Origin of the sequence: Pararhodobacter sp., from assembly GCF_034676545.1 — a bacterium.
Taxonomy (GTDB): domain Bacteria; phylum Pseudomonadota; class Alphaproteobacteria; order Rhodobacterales; family Rhodobacteraceae; genus Pararhodobacter.
This window is the reverse complement of the sequence record NZ_JAUCBZ010000008.1, coordinates 1-19,476: the sequence shown is the minus strand read 5'-3', so window position 1 is coordinate 19,476 and position 19,476 is coordinate 1. Positions and strand designations below refer to the sequence as shown.

General features: G+C 61.2%; 14 protein-coding genes and 2 tRNA genes. 9 read left to right on the top strand and 7 right to left on the bottom strand.

Annotated features, from left to right (window positions below; translation table 11 throughout):
• Positions 1-157 precede the first annotated feature (157 nt).
• A protein-coding gene (locus VDQ28_RS01315) for an IS630 family transposase (protein ID WP_323034302.1) occupies positions 158-1,104 on the top strand; the annotation gives its coding sequence in 2 pieces (ribosomal slippage) (positions 158-497 and positions 497-1,104; 948 coding nt in all).
• A gap of 362 nt (positions 1,105-1,466) precedes the next feature.
• Here the strand turns inward: VDQ28_RS01315 and VDQ28_RS22530 are convergent.
• The 4 genes from VDQ28_RS22530 to VDQ28_RS01290 form a co-directional block, all read right to left on the bottom strand.
• Positions 1,467-1,742 carry a hypothetical protein gene (locus VDQ28_RS22530; RefSeq protein ID WP_416349337.1) on the bottom strand — a complete coding sequence of 92 codons (276 nt, stop codon included), beginning with the start codon at positions 1,740-1,742 and terminating at the stop codon, positions 1,467-1,469.
• A gap of 902 nt (positions 1,743-2,644) precedes the next feature.
• Positions 2,645-3,082: a DUF3775 domain-containing protein gene (locus VDQ28_RS01300; protein ID WP_323034300.1), complete on the bottom strand. Its 438-nt coding sequence runs from the start codon at positions 3,080-3,082 to the stop codon at positions 2,645-2,647.
• A 222-nt stretch (positions 3,083-3,304) separates the two neighbouring features.
• Positions 3,305-6,769 carry an ATP-binding protein gene (locus VDQ28_RS01295; RefSeq protein ID WP_323034299.1) on the bottom strand — a complete coding sequence of 1,155 codons (3,465 nt, stop codon included), beginning with the start codon at positions 6,767-6,769 and terminating at the stop codon, positions 3,305-3,307.
• On the bottom strand, positions 6,766-8,046 hold the full coding sequence (locus VDQ28_RS01290; RefSeq protein WP_323034298.1) for a DNA repair exonuclease: 1,281 nt from the start codon (positions 8,044-8,046) through the stop codon (positions 6,766-6,768). The genes VDQ28_RS01295 and VDQ28_RS01290 overlap by 4 nt, the downstream gene beginning before the upstream one ends.
• 364 nt (positions 8,047-8,410) lie before the next feature.
• Between VDQ28_RS01290 and VDQ28_RS01285 the strand changes: the two genes are divergently transcribed.
• Entirely contained in the window at positions 8,411-9,613 is a 1,203-nt protein-coding gene (locus VDQ28_RS01285) for a GGDEF domain-containing protein (protein WP_323034297.1), read from the top strand.
• Positions 9,614-9,692: 79 nt separating this feature from the next.
• On the top strand, positions 9,693-10,418 hold the full coding sequence (locus tag VDQ28_RS01280) for a TetR/AcrR family transcriptional regulator (RefSeq protein WP_323034296.1): 726 nt from the start codon (positions 9,693-9,695) through the stop codon (positions 10,416-10,418).
• 114 nt (positions 10,419-10,532) lie between these two features.
• Here the strand turns inward: VDQ28_RS01280 and cmk are convergent, their stop codons facing one another.
• Both cmk and aroA read right to left on the bottom strand, forming a co-directional pair.
• Positions 10,533-11,156 carry a (d)CMP kinase gene (gene cmk / locus VDQ28_RS01275; RefSeq protein WP_323034295.1) on the bottom strand — a complete coding sequence of 208 codons (624 nt, stop codon included), beginning with the start codon at positions 11,154-11,156 and terminating at the stop codon, positions 10,533-10,535.
• Positions 11,157-11,159: 3 nt separating this feature from the next.
• The gene (gene aroA / locus VDQ28_RS01270; protein ID WP_416349336.1) at positions 11,160-12,521 is read right to left on the bottom strand and encodes a 3-phosphoshikimate 1-carboxyvinyltransferase; all 1,362 of its coding nucleotides are present in this window, start codon (positions 12,519-12,521) and stop codon (positions 11,160-11,162) included.
• Between the two features lie 292 nt (positions 12,522-12,813).
• On the opposite strand from aroA, the gene VDQ28_RS01265 reads away from it, so the two are divergent.
• From VDQ28_RS01265 to VDQ28_RS01240, 6 genes are all read left to right on the top strand, one after another.
• The gene (locus VDQ28_RS01265; RefSeq protein WP_323034293.1) at positions 12,814-13,209 is read left to right on the top strand and encodes a TIGR02300 family protein; all 396 of its coding nucleotides are present in this window, start codon (positions 12,814-12,816) and stop codon (positions 13,207-13,209) included.
• Positions 13,210-13,352: 143 nt separating this feature from the next.
• Positions 13,353-13,428: transfer RNA gene (locus VDQ28_RS01260), tRNA-Ala, on the top strand.
• A gap of 114 nt (positions 13,429-13,542) precedes the next feature.
• Positions 13,543-13,618: transfer RNA gene (locus tag VDQ28_RS01255), tRNA-Ala, on the top strand.
• Between the two features lie 337 nt (positions 13,619-13,955).
• Complete coding sequence (locus tag VDQ28_RS01250) at positions 13,956-14,237, top strand: metal/formaldehyde-sensitive transcriptional repressor (protein WP_323034292.1); 282 nt, start codon at positions 13,956-13,958, stop codon at positions 14,235-14,237.
• Positions 14,238-14,316: 79 nt separating this feature from the next.
• Positions 14,317-15,315 carry a CDF family Co(II)/Ni(II) efflux transporter DmeF gene (dmeF, locus tag VDQ28_RS01245; RefSeq protein ID WP_323034291.1) on the top strand — a complete coding sequence of 333 codons (999 nt, stop codon included), beginning with the start codon at positions 14,317-14,319 and terminating at the stop codon, positions 15,313-15,315.
• A 593-nt stretch (positions 15,316-15,908) separates the two neighbouring features.
• Complete coding sequence (locus VDQ28_RS01240; RefSeq protein ID WP_323034290.1) at positions 15,909-17,363, top strand: diguanylate cyclase; 1,455 nt, start codon at positions 15,909-15,911, stop codon at positions 17,361-17,363.
• Positions 17,364-17,500: 137 nt separating this feature from the next.
• Here the strand turns inward: VDQ28_RS01240 and ettA are convergent, their stop codons facing one another.
• Complete coding sequence (gene ettA / locus VDQ28_RS01235) at positions 17,501-19,156, bottom strand: energy-dependent translational throttle protein EttA (protein ID WP_323034289.1); 1,656 nt, start codon at positions 19,154-19,156, stop codon at positions 17,501-17,503.
• Positions 19,157-19,476: the final 320 nt, after the last annotated feature.

Below are 19,476 nucleotides of genomic sequence, written 5' to 3'. Positions count from 1 at the left end.
GCGGCTCCATCCAACTCTCTGTTTGGCCAATCAGTTCACAGATCCCTGAGGGTGCCGCCGATCTAGAGCATGTTTGATGAACGCAGAGTCGGCTTGAGGATACACGCGGTCTTCGTTGTCTGATTCAGTGCTGCTGGTGATTTGCCAGGAGGTGATGATGGCAAGGAGCCTCAGCAGCGACCTTCGCGGTCGGGTGATTGCGGCGATCGAAGACGGTGTTTCGACGCGTGAGGCGGCACGGCGCTTCCGGATCGGCATCTCAACGGCCGGGGCCTGGCATCGCCGCTATCGCGAGACCGGCGAGACGGAGGCGCGCAAGCAGGGCCAGCCATCACGCTCGAAGCTCGATGCGCACGAGGCCTTCATTCTCGGCCTGATTGAAGATGCGCCGGACATCACGCTCGCCGAGATCGGGAAGCGTCTTGCTGCCGAGCACGGCGTGAACGCCGTACCCTCGACGATCTGGCTGTTCCTCGACCGGCGTGGCATCACGTTCAAAAAAAGACGGCGCACGCCGCAGGGCAGCAGCGCGCAGACGTCCTGCGCCGCCGCATGGCCTGGTTCGATGCCCAGCCCGACCTCGATCCCGAGGGGCTGATTTTCATCGATGAGACCGCGGCCTCCACAAAGATGGCCCGGTTGCGCGGCAGGGCCCCATGCGGCCAGAGATGCCGGGCCGCCGTTCCCCACGGCCATTGGAAGACGACGACCTTCACCGCCGGTCTGCGATTGTCTGGCATGGCGGCACCGATGCTGCTCGACGGCCCGATGAACGGACCGGCCTTCCTCGCCTATGCCGAGCAGGTTCTCGCACCAGATCTTCGGCCCGGCGACATCGTGGTCATGGACAACCTGCCGGCCCACAAGATCAGCGGTGTGCGCGAGGCCATCGAGAAGGTCGGCGCGCGGCTCCTGTTCCTGCCGCCATACTCGCCCGACTTCAACCCTATCGAGATGGCTTTCTCCAAGTTTAAGGCTCTACTGCGCAAGGCAGCCGCCAGAACTGTCGATGTTCTGTGGTCAGTCGTTGCCGGCTGTCTCTCCACATTCACGCCTGAAGAATGCAGGCACTATTTCGAGGCCGCAGGATATGACCCGGATTAAGTCAAAAATGCTCTAGATGTTTGATCCCATGGATTGATGGTGTGGTTCTTTCTTCGGACTGGAAGGAAGCCCTATGGGATAAGTTCGTCACGGGAGCGCCACGGCCACGCATATGGTCAGATCTGCAATACAGCGATCGCAAGCTTCGCTCTTGCAGTTGAACCAGGGCATGGGATCAACCCGAAGACGTTGACGAAGTGGGGCAAGCGCGAGACTGTCGAGGACCGCAAGGCCGGTCCGATGGCCCCCGCTCAACTGTGCTGAGCGAAGAGGTGATGGCCGTGGCTTTCCGGCCCCATACGCTGCTATCGCTGGACGATTGCCTCTATGCCCAGCAGCCCTCAATCTCACATCTGATGCGGTCAGCTTTGCATCGGTAGCTGCATCGCCATGGCATTTCGCGCCTGCCAGAGGTCGACGGTGGCAAGCCGAAAGGGCAGCGCTTCAAGCGCTATGCCATTCGCTTCTTCCACATCGACATTGCGGAAGTTTAGACCGATGCAAGAAAGTTGTATCTGTTCGTGGCTATCGACCGGACCAGAAAGTTCGCTGTCACACACCTTGTGGACACGGCCGACAGGAAGACGGTTTGGGAATTTTTGGAGCACGTGCTGACTACGGTGCCCGACAAGATCCACCCGGGAACATTCTGCATGGATTGCGTAAAGACCCTCGGGAAGATGCTGGCGGAAGGCGGAGCCACGACTCGCCAGATCATGGGCACGATGGGCTACACCGGCATTGAGTAATGCGGAACTTTACTCTCGCGAAGCGGACCAGCGACGCCTTGAACGAGAGGGTATGGGGGCAGTTGTAAGGCTGGTTTCGTCCCGAAAAGCGGGGTTCTAGCGAACCTTCTAGCGAAATGTCCTATAACTCATTGATTTTTCAGGAAAATGGTGTCCCCGGCGTGACTCGAACACGCGACACCAGGTTTCATCCCACTTCGGCTTTCGCCGCCGCCTTCAGGCGTTCGTGGTCTGGACTATCCCTTCGCCATGGCTCCTAAGAGCTTTAGGCGCCGCCCGTCTAGTCTCTACACCTTCCATCCGCCAATGATATTTCACTAGCATCCGGCTTGGCTCGGGATTGGCATGGTCAAAAGAATGACCGAAGCTTTCCCCGACTTTGAGCGGATTCACGCCAGAGTTTCCAACCGGCGTGCCCAAATTTAGGAAACCTGTGCTCTATCCTGCTGAGCTACGGGGACCAGCCGCCTGTATAGCGAGACTGCCACGTGTACGCCAGCCCGAAACGGGCGTGTGCGCCCATCACCCACAGAAGGGAGATGGGCGTTGTCCCGCGCCGTATTGTGATGCTCCAAGTCTAACGCAACGTCGTGTGCATGCTCGAACCATCATGTTAGAGGAGATGGTGGTCGTGCTTGCATCGGCTGTGGTCTTTGATCGCCGCGAAATGGATTTGTCCGAGCACTGTGCAGGCTTGACCTAAGCCTTGTGAGCTAGACTCGCCAGATCATCGCGGCACCTCAAGCCCGGTCCCGAAATCAGCCCGGCTGGGTTGCGACCGAAAGGCTCTCTCAGAGGCGGTCGGTCTCGCCATCCTCGCACGACAGGCCGAACTGGGCCATGGCCTCTTCCAGATAGTCAGACAGGAGCGGCATGCCCAGCAGATAGCGGGCGGTATGCCGATTATGGGCGCGGCTGGCTTCTTCGCGCATATCATCCCAGCTCTCGAGGCCATCATCGCTGCGGCCGAGCCAGACAAGGGCGACAAGGTCCACCTGCTCATCCACATTCATCGCATTGATGAAGCTTGCGATCTCGCTCACGACAGGATCATCGCCATGGTCCTCAAGCACATTCAGCATGCCATCATCGCTGGCATTGGAACCGGGATCCGAAATCGAGGGGGCATCCTTGACATCGAACTCGCGGAACTTGGCGACAAGAAAGCAGAGTTGCTCTGTGGAGATGGTGATTTCCGGAATGATCGGTGTGGCGCGGGAGATCGACATGACGCAGATCCTTCTCTCATGAGGGGCGGCCGGATAGGGCCTGTGTCGGCATCGGGGTTGGCCTGTCGCCCGAAGGGGTGACTGGAGCATATCACCGCGCATATCACATGCGTGGCAATGAAAGTGTGCTGCCATATCCGCACCGGTGCGGGGCAGGCGCATTGCTCTGCCGCAACCCCTTCGGTTCGTGCACAGCTTCTGCTGCTGACGAATGAACCTCCATCAGAGCTGGATGATGCAGGCCGCTTCCCCCAGTGTTCGTTCCGCGCAGGCGGTGACATGGCGGTGGTGGGTGAAGACGATGACCTGCGTGTGCGCGCTCAGTTCCGCCATCAGGCGCAGGCCGGCTTCCGTACGCGCCTCGTCAAAGCTCACGAACAGATCATCGGCGAGGAAGGGCAGGGGAGCCGCGCGGCTGGCATGTTCCTCGATGGCTGCCACGCGTAGGGCGAGGAAAAGCTGGTCTGCCGTGCCTTCGGACAGCGCATCAAAGCCCAGAAGCTGCCCCTCACGCGTGGCCGCGAGGCGAGGGGTGTCTGCGTCATAGTCCACCGCGATACCGTCCCAGCGCCCATTGGTGAGGGTATGGAATGCAGCGCTGGCGCGGTTGAGGATGGGGTGCTGGTGCGCCTCGCGATAGCGTTCGATGGCGCGGGAGAGCAGGCGGGCCGCCACATGGTCACGCGTGAAACGCTCGGATGCTTCTGCTATTTCGGCCAGCGCATCCTGCGCCTGCTGTGCGGCAGTGGCGGCGCCATCCCGCTTTTCCAGTGCTTCCAGAGTGATACGTGCTTCTGTGGCGCGTTCCAGCGCCCGTCTGCTTGCGGCGCGCGCTTCATCATAAGCCCTGGCGCAAGCTTCTGCACGCTGGGCCAGCGCATCGTCGTCAGCCTCGGCTATGGCGGCGCGGATCTCCTCCAGGCTGCGCGCGCCGCGCATGTCATCCAGCCGGCCCATGGCCTCTGATTTTTCCGTGCGGGCGCTGAGGGCCTCATCCATCAGATCCAGCCATGGGGGCAGTTCTTCCGGTTCGCGAAGAGCTGCGAGGGCAAGGGTCTCGTCCAGCTTTCCTCGCGCTTCAACTTGCCGGGCCTGAGCGGCTATGCGGGCGTGAACGCGACTGGCCTGTGCGGTTTCGGCCTCACGGGCGCGGGTGCGGGCGTCTCTTGCATCTTTGAGGCGTTCGCGCAGATGTGCGGCGGCAGCATAGGCATCAACTCCCGGGGCATCTCCGATGCGGGCCAGAACAGCTTCCACCTGTGCAATGAAGACAGCCTCATTCTGTTCGATCTGCGTGATCCGCCGCTCGGCGATTGCCAGATCGCCGGACTGGCTGAGGGCCTCCTGCCACAGTTCAAGGGCGCTGCGGGCTTCATCCGCTGTTGCCTCCATGCGAATGGCAAGCGGAGGGAAAACAGCATCCGATTCCTGCCGAAGAAGCTCTGCCTGCCGGGTCAGTTCATCAGTGCGGGTAGAGAGGTCCTGTGCGGCTTCATCCAGCCGTTTCAGGTCGCGCTGGCTGTCGCGCAGGGTCTGGAAGGCTTCTTCACGTGCTCGCACAGCTGCGCGCAGTTCTGCCATGCGCAGGGGGGCATCACCCAAGGGCGCGAGGCCAAGCGCTGTGCGCAGACGCTCTGTTTCTTCCCGGTCCCAGCGGCGGGTTTCGGCAAGGCCACGGGCCTGTGACTCGTCTCGGCGAATGGCTTCGCGTTCCTGACGTATGGTCTCCACCTCACGCAGAAAGGCGATGGCCTGTGGTGTCGCGTCCGGGGTGAAGCCAGATGCATTCCAAAGCGCTGCCCACGCCGCACCCGTGTTGGCATGGGTGGCCTTGGCGGTTTCAAGCCCGGCTTGAGCAAGGGTGATACGTGCCTCAAGATCTGCCAGATCCAGAGAGGTCCGCGCCAGTTCCGCGAGCCGCTCGGTTTCGGTTTGGCGGTCATCGGCCAGCCGGTCGGTGGCCATAAGAGCGGCGTCCAGCGCATCTGCCTGTGCAGCGTCGTCCGCATGGAGCTGGCGCTGGCCGGTGGCCAGTGGGCGCAGATTGGCCCACAGCCTGTCCCGGTTTGTGCGTGCGGCCTCAATGGCGGCGGGCGTTGGGGCAGTGCCGCCGGCATCCAGTGCCTTGAGGCGCGCCAGCTTGCGGGCGTGCTCGCTGGTGATGTCGGCGAGGAGGGCCTGGGCGCGGGTGATGGCTTCTTGCGTTGCGGTCACCGCATCCAGTCGCGCCTGTGTGCTGGCCATGTCCGGCAGGGGACGCAGCATCAGGGGCTCTGCCTCATGCGGGCCGAAGGGCAGGCGGGCGATGTGCGCCTCCAGCGCCTTGCGGGCGGCGGCAAGACGGCTGATGAGTTCGCGCAGGCTGGTTTCCCGCACTTCCGCACCATCCAGATCGCCCAGACGGCGGGCAAGATCGGCAGGGTCTTCCACCGGCGTGCCATGCTCAAGTGCGGCCTGTGCCTCCCGTCGTCTGCGGGCAAGGCTGGTGCGCTCCTGTTCTATGGTCTGGATATAGGCTTCATGGCTGCGCAGCTTGTCCGCGAGCTGGGTGGCGCGGGTTAAAAGCGGGCGTGGGGGCAGGCGGGTGCGCAGGTCTTCCAGATTGGTAAGGCCAAGGTCGGTGGCGATGCGGCTCAGGATGATGCGGGCCTCATCCTTTTCCTTCGTGCGGTTTGGCAGGGCGTTGCGCTTGTCTCGCATCGCCACATAGGCATCGGCGCACTGTTCTACGGCACCGGCATCACCGAGAATGGCGCTATCGACGATGATCGCGGCGCGGGCAGCCTGCGCGGCCTCTTCTTCCTGCGTCGTGTGGGCCACCTGCTCCTGTGCGCTCTCATGAGCCGCCAGAAGCGCACGGGCGCGGGTCAGCGCCGCCGGGGCAAGTTCCGGTAGTGGGCCCAGCGCTGCCAGAGATTGTTCCAGACGGGAGATGGTGCGCAGCTCCTGCGCGGCGCGGCGTAACTGCCGGGCATGGTCAACCGCACGGCCAATCTCGGTTTCCGCCTCTTCCGCATGCCGGCGCTCGGCTTGGGCGAGATCGGCGTCCTTGCGGGTCTTGCGGACATCACTCAGTCGCAGTTCCTGCGCCTTGAGCTGGGTTAGCGCTTCGTCCCGTTGCTTGATCGCCCGGTAAAACAGCTGGTTGCTGCTGCGGCGGGCCGGATTGAACATCTCCGCCGCACTGCGCTGCAAGGTGTCTCGCAGGGTCGCCACATGGGCAAGGCCCGGTGCGATGGAGAGCAGCGTTTCTGCCAGTGCGCCGCCGCCCGCCACCATGGCTTTCCCCCCCGCCCGCAAGCGGTTCTGGTCCAGCCCGTAAATGTCGAGAAAGGCTTTTCGATCATGCAGGCCAAGGAAAGGGGCCAGCACATCATCCGCCAGCGGGGTGTCATCGGCAGGGTTCACCAGCGGGGCGTTGCGCCGTTTGAGCCGGGCGAAGGAGAGGGTGCGCCCGTCCGCTGCCGTGATGGTGGCCGAAAGCCGCATGGATTTGTAATCATGCAGGAAGTTGAAACGTGAGCGCTCATCTATGCCAAACAGCAGATCGCTGGTTGCATTCAGGGCCGTGGTTTTGCCAGCCTCATTCGCACCTTCAATGATGACCACCCGGGCCGTCGGGTTCAGCTCGATCTGCCGGTCCGTGAAGCGACCATAACGGTCCAGCCCGATATGAGAGAATTTCATGCCTCATGCTCCGGCGTGGCGGCTTCCGTTGCGGGAATATCATCGGCAAGGCGGGCCAGAATGCCTTGCCGGGCAGCCTCGATTGCAGCTGTCGCGCGCGCGCTGTCGGTCATCACAGCGCTCTCGTCTAGTTGCGAGAGATCTTGCGGGGCCTTTGCCCTCAGTTCTCCGAGAGTGAGTGCAATTTCAGCCAGAAAGGCCGGGTCTGCCGCCACTTCATCCAGAATGGCATCGAAGCCGGTCAAAGCGAGCTCACCATGAGCGCGCAGGTCCTGCGTGGTGGTCACAACCTTTTCCACCAGCATGTCCGGCCCGGCCTCTGAGGCCAGAGCCTGCATATCTTCATGGATCTGGGCCGGGTGAGCGAGAAGATGCGGGTGAAGCGGGGTGGTGCCGCGCAGCACGATGCGCGCTGCAACGGGCCGGCCCTCGGCACCCTCCGCAACTGCGTGCAGGGCGGTCCGCGCGGTCTGGTGCAGGTTCGCCATGGTTTCCGCACCCGAGAGATCCAGCTCCAGCATCTCGAACCGGGCGGTATCCAGAATGAGGGGTGTGATCGCGGTGATGCGCCCGTCCGCCACATCCACCAGCGTTGCCCCCTTCGGTCCGGTTTCGCGGGCATGGCGGCCCTGCAGATTGCCGGGAAACACGATGGGCGGGGTGGCATGCACCACCTCACGCTGATGCACATGGCCCAGCGCCCAGTAATCATATCCCAGCCGCAGCAGATCCGGGACGGAGCAGGGGGCATAGACCTCATGCCCCTCTCGTCCGGTGAGCGAGGTGTGCAACACGCCGATATTGAAATGCCCGGCAAGGGCTGGAGGATAATCCAGAACGATGTTTTCCGGCACATGGCGCTCGGCAAAGCCGCGCCCATGGAGGGCAACGCCCAGTTCATCCATGGTCACGCTCTCCGCCTTGTGCACGGAGAATTCATGGACATTGGAGGGCAGCGGCAGTTCGCGGGAAATCAGCGATGCGGCATCATGATTGCCGCGCAGGATGAAGACCCTGATGCCCGCCTGCGACAGCCTTCCCATCTGCCGCACGAAGAACTGGCCGGTGGCGAAGTCCTTCCAGTCCCCGTCATAGATATCCCCGGCGATGATGAGAAACGCGGCCTCATGGGAGATGGCCGATGCCACCAGATTTTCCAGCGCGCGGCGCGAGGCATCCAGAAAGGCATCCGCCATGGACCCGCGCCGGGCGAGGCCGCGCAAGGGGCTGTCGAGGTGCAGATCGGCGGCATGGAGGAAGCGGAAGGGCGCGGACATGGGATGGGCATACTCCGCTGGAACGGGATAGAGACGGCGGCAGACCGGCGTGCCGTGCCGTTGTTCCGCACCTTCGGGCGCAGGGCAAGCGCATTTGCGGGGATGGGCCGGTGCAGGTGCCTGACCGGGTCAGGGAGAGGTCGGGTGATGGGCGTGGAGACAGGAAGGGCGTGAGCCGCCTTAAGCATGGGAGACGCGCTGGGGCAGCGGATATCTCAGGGCCTGAGGCATCTGGCAGAAAGAAACATGGAAACTGCTGTCACAATCAGGCTTTGTTTGCGCCAACCGGTAGTCACTTCGCCCGAATATGCTCTAAAGCCTATCCGGGCAGGGCACGGCATGTCCCATTCGCAGCAGGGCCGGGATGACACTGGATTTTTTCACCCTTTATATCGTCATCCTGCTCAACTCATTTTTCATGAGCCTCGTCTGGTTGGGCTTTGTCGTCACGCACCGCGATATTCCCGGCGCGCATCTGTGGCTGGCTGCGGCCTGCTGCACCACGCTGGGAGGCCTGTTGCTGGCAGGAGATGGCACACCCTGGGGACGCGCCTTCTGCATTGCAGGCAATGTGATCATCACGCTGGGTTTCTGCTTCATGTGGACCGGCGTGCGTGTGTTCTACGGTTCTGCGCCGCAGTGGCGTGTCTGTGCCGGTATTGTGGGGCTCGGCCTGTTGCTGATGCTGGTGGCGGGGCCGGAAAGGTCGGGCCAGAACATTGCTTATGCAACATCGCAGATGATGCCGATGTCTCTGGCCATTCGTGATTTTACGAAGCTGCGCCCTTTTTCGATGGGTGCACTCGCTGCCCTTCTGGCCGTGCTGCTGGCTTATACCGGGCAGGTGATCGAGGCCGTGCTGAACGCCCTGCGTATTATGGGGCTGCTGTCGACCTCTGCATATTATGAGGTAGCAGCGGGCTTGCTGCTGGCGGTAATTTGCGGTGCAACCTTGTGGAATCTCGGTTTTCTGCTCATGGCCATAGATCGGCTGAGCGAACGACTGGCCGCACAGGCGCTGCATGATGAACTGACCCGCCTGCCCAATCGCCGCGCCTTCCATGAGCGGGCCGAGCGGGAAATTGCGGCTGTACGGGCAAAGAACGGAACGCTCTCGCTTTTCCTGTTCGATCTGGATCGCTTCAAGCACATCAATGACAGCATGGGCCATGCGGCGGGGGATGCCTGCCTGCGGCATTTCTCAACCGTCGCCGCGCAGGTGTGCGCAGGGCGCGACGGCATGGAGGGTGGATTGGCGCGGCTGGGCGGAGATGAATTTGCCCTGCTTGTCGCGGGGCTCACGGAGAAGCAGGAAGAACGACTGGCACTGGATCTGGTCCGCGCCATCAGTGAAAACCCGATGGAATGGCGGGAGTGGCCGATGTTCCTTTCCGTGAGCATCGGGGTCGCATCCTGGCGCGGAGTTGGCCCATTGAGTCTGCAAAGGCTGACAGAGCAGGCAGACGCCGCGCTGTATGAAATGAAAAGACGCGGGCGCAATGGTTATGTTGTCGCCGCAAATGAGGCGTTGACTGAACTCGGTCGCCCGGCAGCCCATTTCGCCTGAAAATAGAGGAATGCTTCTGCCGTGCGCCTGTTTTGCAGGTCGTGCCCGCTTGGTCCGCCTGCCACGCATGGAGGATGAGATGACCGCGCATGCCCTGAAAGACGCCTGTCTGCGCAGCTTCCTTGCCGAACTCGCAAATAAGTCGCCTGCCCGTATTTCTCTTGCGGATGTGGCAGCCGGGGCCGGAGTGCCCCTCTCTGAATTGCGTGCCGAGTTTGATTCGGTGGAAGATTTGCTCTCTGCCTTCTTCCGGGCAACCGACCGTCAGGTGCTCGCCGAAGGCGGACCGGATAGTGAGGACCTGGCTGCGGAAGGTCCGAAGGAGCGCCTGTTCGAGGTGCTGATGCGTCGGCTGGATGCCCTTGAGCCGCACAAGGACGCAGTGCGCACCCTGACACGGGCTGCGCGGTACGATCCGGTTCTGGCGCTGCGTCTGCTCTGCCTTTCAGAACGATCCCAGCGCTGGATGCTGGCGGCGGCCGGCGTGGACTGCACGGGCCTTGCCGGGGCCACCCGGGCGCGTGGATTGGCATTTCTGTTCGCCCGCGTGGTGAAGGTGTGGCTCAAGGATGATGAGCCCGGTCTGGATCGCACCATGGCGGCGCTGGATCGTGAACTGGACAACGGCGCGAAACTGCTGGGCATGCTGGATAATGCCCTCACCATTCTGAAGCCGTGGCGCGCCTGCCGTGAACGATGCGAGAGGCGTCGCGCCCGGCGTCGGGCACGTGCAGAGAGGGCATCCGCGTCATCATCCGCGATGCCGGCTTCCTCGGCTGCCGCAGAGGGCTATTCTGGCGCATGAAGCCGGTGTCGGTCCTTTTGCCTCATTATGGGAGGAGGGGGCCGGGGCCGATGCATCGCTATTGCCCGAGCTTCAGTTCTGGGCATCTGCCGATCAGAACGTGGAAACTGATCCTCAGCGCCCGGCGCGGGCTTGCACCTGTGCCAGGGCAGCCGCAAAAGCTTCCTCAATGCCAAGAGCGGTGGTGTCCAGCGTCACCGCATCTGCGGCCTGAACCAGCGGTGCACTGGCGCGGCCGGAATCGCGCGCATCCCGCTTGCGAATATCTTCCAGAACGGCCCCGAAGCTTGTGGCTTCTCCCCGACCTTCCAGTTCACGGAAACGGCGTTGGGCGCGCACTTCTGGCGTGGCCGTGACGAACAGCTTGGCATCGGCCTGAGGGCAGATGACCGTTCCGATATCGCGGCCATCCAGAACTGCGCCGCCAGTCTGTGCGGCGAATTGTCGCTGAAGCTCCAGCAAAGCAGCCCGCACGGCGGGCCGGGCCGCCACGACGGAAGCGGCTTCGCCGATGTCTGCCGTGCGCAGGGTGTCTGGGTTGAGGGCATCGGTGTTCAGAGCGCGGGCGATGTCGGCAGAAGCTGTCTCATCTGCCAGAAGGCCACGTACCAGGCACTGCGCGCCCACGGCCCTGTAAAGCAGCCCGGTATCCAGATGCGGCAAGCGGAAATGCACCGCAAGACGCCGCGCCAGAGTGCCCTTGCCGGATGCCGCCGGCCCGTCGATCGCGATCAGCATGATTCAGTCGATCACCGCACCAAGGCCGCGCATCATCGGCATGAAGGTGGGGAAGGAGGTGGCGATGAAAGCCACATCATCCACGCTCACGCCCTTTTCGCTGGCCAGCCCCAGCACGAGGAACGACATGGCGATGCGGTGATCCATGTGGGTGGTGACCGGCCCGCCGCCGATCACCGGCCCGCCAGTGACGAACAGATCATCACCTTCCACCCGGTGCGGGATGCCACAGGCTGCAAGGCCATCCGCCACGGCGGCGAGACGGTCACTTTCCTTCACGCGCAATTCGGCAAGCCCGCGCATGATGGTTTCACCCTCTGCGCAGGCCGCGGCGACCGCAAGGATGGGGTATTCATCAATCATGGCCGGGGCGCGCTCTGCCGGCACCTCCACACCATGCAGACGGGAATGGCGTACGCGCAGATCCGCCACCGTCTCACCGCCCTCGGTGCGCTCATTCAGCACTTCGATGTCCGCGCCCATTTCACGCAGGGTGGTGAACAGGCCGGTGCGCAGCGGGTTCATCATCAGGTCAGTCAGGGTGACATCTGAACCGGGCACCAGAAGCGCCGCAACCAGCGGGAAGGCCGCAGAGGACGGGTCTGCCGGAACATCCACCGGTGCACCCTTCAGGTGCGGATGACCGGACAAGGTGATTCGCCGACCGTGGGCACCATGAGGTTCCACCCGCACATCCGCACCAAAATGGGTGAGCATGCGCTCTGTGTGGTCACGCGTGGCCTCGCGTTCCACCACTACCGTTTCGCCCGGCGCGCCAAGGCCCGCCAGAAGCACGGCGGACTTCACCTGCGCCGAAGGCACTGGGGTTTCATAGGTGATGGCCTTCAGCTCTGCGCTGCCCTTGAGACGCAGGGGCAAGCGCTGGCCCTCCGCTGACTCCTCCACCATCACGCCCATGGCGAGGAGGGGGTCTAGAACCCGCTTCATCGGGCGACGGCGCAGGCTGGCATCGCCATCAAACGCAACGCTCACCGGCTGGCCAGCCACCAAACCCATCATGAGGCGCACGCCGGTGCCGGAATTGCCGAAATCCAGCGGTTCCGCAGGTGTTGAAAGGCTTTGTGCACCGACACCTTCAACCCGCCACTCACCTTCGCCAACGCGTTCCACCACTGCGCCCAGCGCAGCGCAGGCCTTGGCCGTATTGAGCACATCCTCGCCTTCCAGAAGGCCGGTGATGCGGGTTTCACCCTCTGCCAGCAGACCGAACAGCAGCGCGCGATGGGAGACGGACTTGTCGCCCGGAACCCGCACACGCCCCTTCAGCCCGGCAGATGTACGGCCGGTGGCGGGCACGGGGGTACCGTGGTGGCCCGAAGAGGAGTGCGAGTTGGGGGAAGACATGGGCTTACCTCGGTTCTGCCATAGTGCCGCACATGGCGGGACCGTGCCTCGAATCATGCAGGTGATCTAACATGGCTGCACGGCGGGTGCCATGTGAGGGAGGTGGGAGAGTTGCCGTGAGAGGGACATGTGGGGATGGCGATGAAGTCTTGCTGAAAGGCATGTGAATGGGGGTTGCAACGTCATCTTGAGGTTAAGGAAAATGCTGATCCGATGATTGCGCCTTGACATGGCTCATGCAACGCTTCAATGGAGCACGCTCTTTCCACAGACTTAACCGAGGATCTTTGCCGTGGCGAAGCCTGAACTCGGCACCAAGCGCACCTGTCCGGTTACGGGTCGCAAGTTTTACGACCTGAACAAGGACCCCGTCGTGTCGCCATTCACAGGGGAGCGTTACCCGCGTTCCTTCTTTGAACCGGCAGCGCGGGCTCCGGCGCGCAGCGAGCCTGCCCCCGGAGACGACGAAGACAAGGAAGAGGTCGCCGCAGAGGTTATCAGCCTCGAGGAGGCCGATGCCGAATCCGCAGGTGCGTCCAAGGTCACCGCGACCGATGACGTGGATGTGGATGCGGAAGACGATGTCGACGATGGTGACGACGACACATTCCTCGAAGATGACGAGGATGATGACGATGATGTCTCCGATCTGATCGGCGATGGCATTGAGGATGATGAAGAGGGTTGACACCCATCTTCGGGCGTGCTCTAAGGCCGTCCTCGCTCAAGGGATGTGAATTCCTGAGCGCCTGCTGCGGGGCTTCCCGGTGCGAAAAATCAGAGTAAAAGCTTAGGCTTAGCTATGAGTTTTCACACAACCCGCAGCCCGGTGGGGTCATAGCTCAGTTGGGAGAGCGCTTGAATGGCATTCAAGAGGTCGGCGGTTCGATTCCGCCTGGCTCCACCAAATTATTTTTAAGGAACGTAAGTTCCACTTTGTCAGGCCGGCGGACTTCCCGGCGTTGGATTGAGCAGAAGTTTAGGTTTCTGTTTCGAATTTGACGCAGTTGTTGGCTTTTGTGGGGTCATAGCTCAGTTGGGAGAGCGCTTGAATGGCATTCAAGAGGTCGGCGGTTCGATTCCGCCTGGCTCCACCAAACTCACTTTCAGCTTGAGCATTATGCTTTTGAGTACAAAAGCAGCGCGATAGCGCAGCATTCGGTGTGCGTGTTTTCTCGCCATTGTTAGGCCTGACGGCCAGCCTCCGGGTTTCCCGAGTTTTCCGTTCTCATCCATATGGTGAAAGCCTTTAGCCTCGCCTTCCTTTTGTTTGGGGAGGTGGGCGCGGTTCGCTGCTGTTGCGTGACAGCCGTGAGCTTCGGCTTGTTCGACTTGTCGGAGAGGGGCGAGGTGTGAGGGCGGGCTCAAGGTCCTTCCCGGTCTGTAATGAAAGCCCATTGAGACTCTGGCTATTATAGGGTACACCCCTATCCCATGGCACACACAAGTACACCCGCTTACAAAGAAGCCCTGCGCATGCGTGTGAAGCGCCTCGCTGGGCAGATCGAGGCTATCGACAAGGCGCTGATGCGTGACGCGCCCTGTGCCGAGTTGTTGCATCAGGTGGCTGGGGTGCGGGGCGCTGTGAACGGCTTTCTCGATGAAGTCGTTGAATCACATCTGCGCGAACATGTTGCCCGGCCCGGTTTGTCTGATGCGGAGCGGGCCCAGGGGGCAGAAGAGCTGGCGGCTGTGATCCGCCGTTATTCCAGATGAGAGAACCGATGCTCCAGGGTCCGATCAGATCTGGTGCAGCCTGGCAGTGCCACCCGAACGGGTGGCGGGAGACGATGTCATGAGTTCTGGCACGCATAATCATCCCCATCCCCATCCCCATCCTCACCCGAGATCCAGTCCCTCTCAGGCCGGGAGCGAACTCCCAGATGGGCACGAGCATGTGTTCCTGGGGTCTCACCATGGTGAGAATGCCCGCCGGACTCTTTGGGTGGTGCTGTTGACCGCAGCTATGATGGTTGTCGAGATTGTCGCAGGCCTGATGACGGGCTCGATGGCGCTTCTGGCGGATGGTTTCCACATGGCGACTCATGCCGGTGCATTGGGTCTTGCTGCCGTGGCCTATTCCTATGCCCGTCGTCATGCGCGTGATCCGCGCTTCAGTTTTGGCACGGGCAAGGTGGGAGATCTGGCGGCATTTGCATCAGCATTGATTCTTGGGGTTGTGGCTCTTGGTCTGGCGGTTGAATCAATTGCGCGCCTGTTTGAGCCCAGCACTGTGAATTTTACCGATGCCGCTATCGTCGCGACACTGGGCCTTGGCGTGAACCTGCTGAGCGCCGTCCTTCTTTCCGGCGGGCATGGGCACCATCATGGCCATCAGCACGATCATCACGGCCATCACCATCACGGCCATGGCTCAAGCATGGACGGCGACAACAATCTGCGCTCGGCCTATTTCCATGTGCTGGCAGATGCCCTGACCTCGGTTCTTGCCATCGCAGCCCTTCTGGCTGGTCGCTATCTGGGCTGGGATTGGTGTGATCCGCTGATGGGCATTGTTGGCGGCATCGTGATTGCACGCTGGGCGTGGGAGTTGATCCGGGAAACCTCCCGCGTGCTGCTGGATGAGACGGATGAGCATGTGGCCGACGAAATGCGCGCAGCCGTGGAAGGACCGGGGGATGCGCATATTCTGGACCTTCATGTCTGGCGCGTTGGGCCGCAGGCGCGGGCCGCGATCATCAGCGTTTCGGGTGAAGGCCTGACGCAGCAGATGATCCGGAGCCGGCTTGCCGGAGTGGACGAGGTGGAGCACCTGACGGTGGAGTGCCGTTAGAGCAAGTCACGTTACCTAAGAACGGTGATGGCTTTTTGCCTTTGCAATCAAGCATGTTTTCGGGTGGCTCAAATTGGGGCACCCGAAAACAACTTGCTCTCTTAAAGGGAAGAAGGGGGCGATCATACGTTTGCCCCCTTGATTCGTGAGGCAAGCCACTGGTGTAGTTTGAAAAATGCATTTCGCGCCGGTCTGGCTCTGAAATTGAAGCGGGCAGTCTTGCGTCGCCGTGTGGAATTATCCACAGGCTTGCTCGTGCAACCTGACGCGCTGTCTGCGGTGTATCGCGCGTCATCTCATAACCTTGCGATGCCAACCGTTTCCGCCCGCAGATTATGCCGCAGGTTGTATATTTTTCTGGTTGCATCATTTTGATGAGGTTGCCACTGTCAAGAACAGTTGGCCGCAATAGCTTGTGGTCGGTCCTTGGAGAAGACATTTAAAAAGCTTTGGTGACTCTTTTTTCTTGCGCACCACATATTTGGCCCATGTTTGCCATGATGTGATCATATCCAAAGCCAAGCAGCCTCTGGATTTCAGAGTCGAGAGTGATGTCTCCAGGCGCATATGGGCGGATCGCTTCCTTAGGAGCGATGGACCAGATGGCGTTCGCATGGGTGGAGAACGATGGCCGAATTGTTTTTGCTGAATGCCTCTCAGGGCAACTGCTTCCGGGTCACCGTTTCTGGTTTTTCCCACTCCAGGACCGTTTTCTCGTGAGCGATGATACGGGTTTCGTTCTGGGGCGTGCGGGAGAAGGCGGAGATGATCCGCGTGTTGCCAGCATTCTCGATGCTTGCCAGGAATGGGTCTGGCAGGTGGATGAGGCCGGTGCATTCACATTTTCTTCCGATGCATCCAGCTCTGTGGTGGGGGTGTCTCCTGCGCAGTTGATCGGGCGCACCTATGTCTCGCTTCTCCCTGTGCGGGAAGCTGTCTCCTTTACGGCGCTTTTTCGTAGCGCTCTGGCGGAAGGCCATTCAATCCATCGGCATGTTCACCGGATTTCCCGTAATGACGGGAAGGTCGGGCTTTTGGACATGAATGGAACAACCCTGCGTGCAGCCGATGGCCGGGTGATTGGCTATTGCGGGGTGTCCCGGCTGATCTCCGATGACGTCCGGGCGGATCCTGTTTTCCGTGATCCAGATAACTACTATGATGTGGTGCCGGTGGCTTTGTGCCTGGCGGATCGTCATGGTCGCTTCGTGCATGTGAACCATGCTTTCGCCCGCCTGCTGAACATGAGCCCGGATGAAGTTCAGGGGCGGATGATCGCCGATTTCATGCCAGAGGGCGCGGCCAATTTCGGCAGGGATATCGAGGCTTTTGACATTGGACACGGGGTGCCAGATCATGAATTTATCTGGCGTGGGCGCTCCTATCAGGTCTCCGTTCGACCGGTGCGGGATGCTGATGGCCTGACGATCGGCGGGGCTGTGAGCCTGACCGACATCAGCATCTATAAACGGGCGGAGCGTGTGCTGGCCGCCGCGAATGAGCGACTTCAAGCAACCGCTGAGCGTGACTTCCTGACCGGTCTTCTCAACCGGCGGCAGTTTGAGGAAATCTATCGCATCGAAGTCAGTGCCGCGCGGCGTGAACAGGCGCCGGTTTCTCTGATGATTATCGATGTGGACCAGTTCAAGCTGTTCAATGATTATTATGGGCATCCCGCGGGGGATGAGTGCCTGCGGCAGGTTGCGCGGGCTCTGTCCACCGCATTGTCGCGACCGCGCGATGTGGTCTGCCGTTATGGTGGCGAGGAGTTCGTCGCTATTCTTCCCAGCACAGACCCGGCAGGTGCGCAGGTGGTGGCCGAACGGGTGCGTCAGGCAGTCTGGAATATCGGAAGGCCGCATGTCCGCAGCACTTGGGGACAGATCAGTGTCAGCATCGGCGTCTCATCGCTCATGAGCATAGACCCGACTGTCGATATGGCGAGCCGTCGTCGCATGTTGCTGGAGGCTGCCGATACGGCGCTTTACGAGGCGAAGAGGCGTGGGCGCAATATGGCTTGGGCTGCCAGTTCAGTTATTCATTCCTGAAAAAATGCCCGCCGTTTGGGTGGGCCAATCAGTCATCAGCTTGTTTTGTCTGACTCAACTGGTCTGACGATACATTCCAACCTCAAGATTGCAGAGCACGCACTGGTCTCTTCAGGCCAGTGCGTGCTCTGATAGCTTCAGCGTGAGAACTTCTTGTATTGCAGGCGCTTCGGAATGGTCGAATCCACACCGAGGCGACGCTTCTTGTCTTCCTCATAATCGGCGAAGTTGCCCTCGAACCACTCCACATGGCTGTCACCCTCAAAGGCGAGCATGTGCGTGGCGATACGGTCGAGGAAGAAGCGATCATGCGAGATCACGACGGCGCAACCGGCGTAATCTTCCAGCGCTTCTTCCAGGGCGCGCAGGGTTTCAATGTCCAGATCGTTGGTGGGTTCGTCGAGAAGCAGCACATTGCCGCCGCTTTGCAGAACCTTGGCCAGATGCACGCGGTTGCGTTCACCGCCTGAAAGCGAGCCAACCTTCTTCTGCTGGTCGCCACCCTTGAAGTTGAAGGCCGCACAGTAGGCGCGGGACAGGATTTCCTTCTTGCCGACATAGATGACATCATTCCCGCCGGAAATTTCCTCCCAGACGTTCTTCTTGTCATCCAGTGCATCGCGGCTCTGGTCCACATAGCCCAGCTTCACCGACTCACCGACGGTGATAGAGCCGCCATCGGGCTGCTCCTGACCCGTAATCATGCGGAACAGCGTGGACTTGCCCGCGCCGTTGGGGCCGATGACACCGACAATGCCGCCGGGAGGCAGCTTGAAGGTGAGGCCATCAATCAGCAGCTTATCGCCGAAGCCCTTCGAGAGGTTCTCGAAATCAATGACATTGTTGCCGAGGCGCTCAGCCACCGGAATGATGATCTGTGCGGTCTGCGGGGCCTTTTCGGAGGCCTTCATCACCAGATCGTCATAACGCTGGATACGGGCCTTGTTCTTGGCCTGACGCGCCTTGGGCGAGGCGGAAATCCATTCCTGCTCGCGGGAAAGAGCGCGCTGGCGCGCCTCATCCTCACGGCCTTCCTGCTGCAGGCGCTTCTGCTTCTGCGCCAGCCATGAGGAATAATTGCCCTCATAGGGAATACCACGGCCGCGATCGAGCTCGAGAATCCAGCCGGTCACATTGTCGAGGAAGTAGCGGTCATGGGTGACGATCAGGATCGCGCCCGGATAGGTGCGCAGATGCCCTTCTAGCCAGTTCACCGTTTCGGCGTCGAGATGGTTGGTCGGTTCGTCGAGCAGCAGGATTTCCGGCTGTTCCAGAAGCAGGCGGCACAGGGCCACGCGGCGGCGCTCACCACCCGAAAGGCGAGTCACGTCCCAGTCGTCCGGCGGGCAGCCCAGGGCTTCCATGGCTTGTTCAACCTTGGAGTCGAGATCCCAGAGGCCCTTCGCCTCGATCTCGTCCTGTAGGTTGGTCATCTCGTCCGCGGTCTCGTCAGAATAGTTCATGGCGAGTTCGTTGTAGCGATCCAGAATAGCCTTTTTATCGGCCACGCCGTTCATCACGTTCTCGCGCACGTTCTTTTCGGGGTCGAGATGGGGTTCCTGCGGCAGATAGCCGACGCGCACGCCTTCTGCGGCCCAGGCCTCGCCGGAGTAATCCTTGTCGGTGCCTGCCATGATGCGCAGGAGCGTGGACTTACCCGCGCCATTGACGCCGAGCACGCCGATCTTCGCATCAGGGTAGAAGGAGAGGTGCACATTATCGAGCACCTTCTTGCCGCCGGCATAGGTCTTGGTCAGACCGCTCATATGGTAGGCATACTGATAGGGGGCCATGCGCCGCCGGCTCCATCCGAAAGAGGGATTGAGGGAAGTTGCTGATCTTCTAGCCCTCCCCTGCGGCAGCGGCAAGCATGCGCCGGGATATGATCTCTCAGCAGGCGCCCGAAAAGACAGGTGCGCTCTGGCATATTCATGAGTGGAGCAGGAGAGGATGACGCCTCCTGTGGAAAACTTCAAGAAGGGCTATTGCCTTTTGTGCCGGCTATCCCTAGAAACTGCCTCACCGCGACGCACTGAGGCGCGGTTGAAACGGATGCGGGCGTAGCTCAGGGGTAGAGCACAACCTTGCCAAGGTTGGGGTCGTGGGTTCGAAT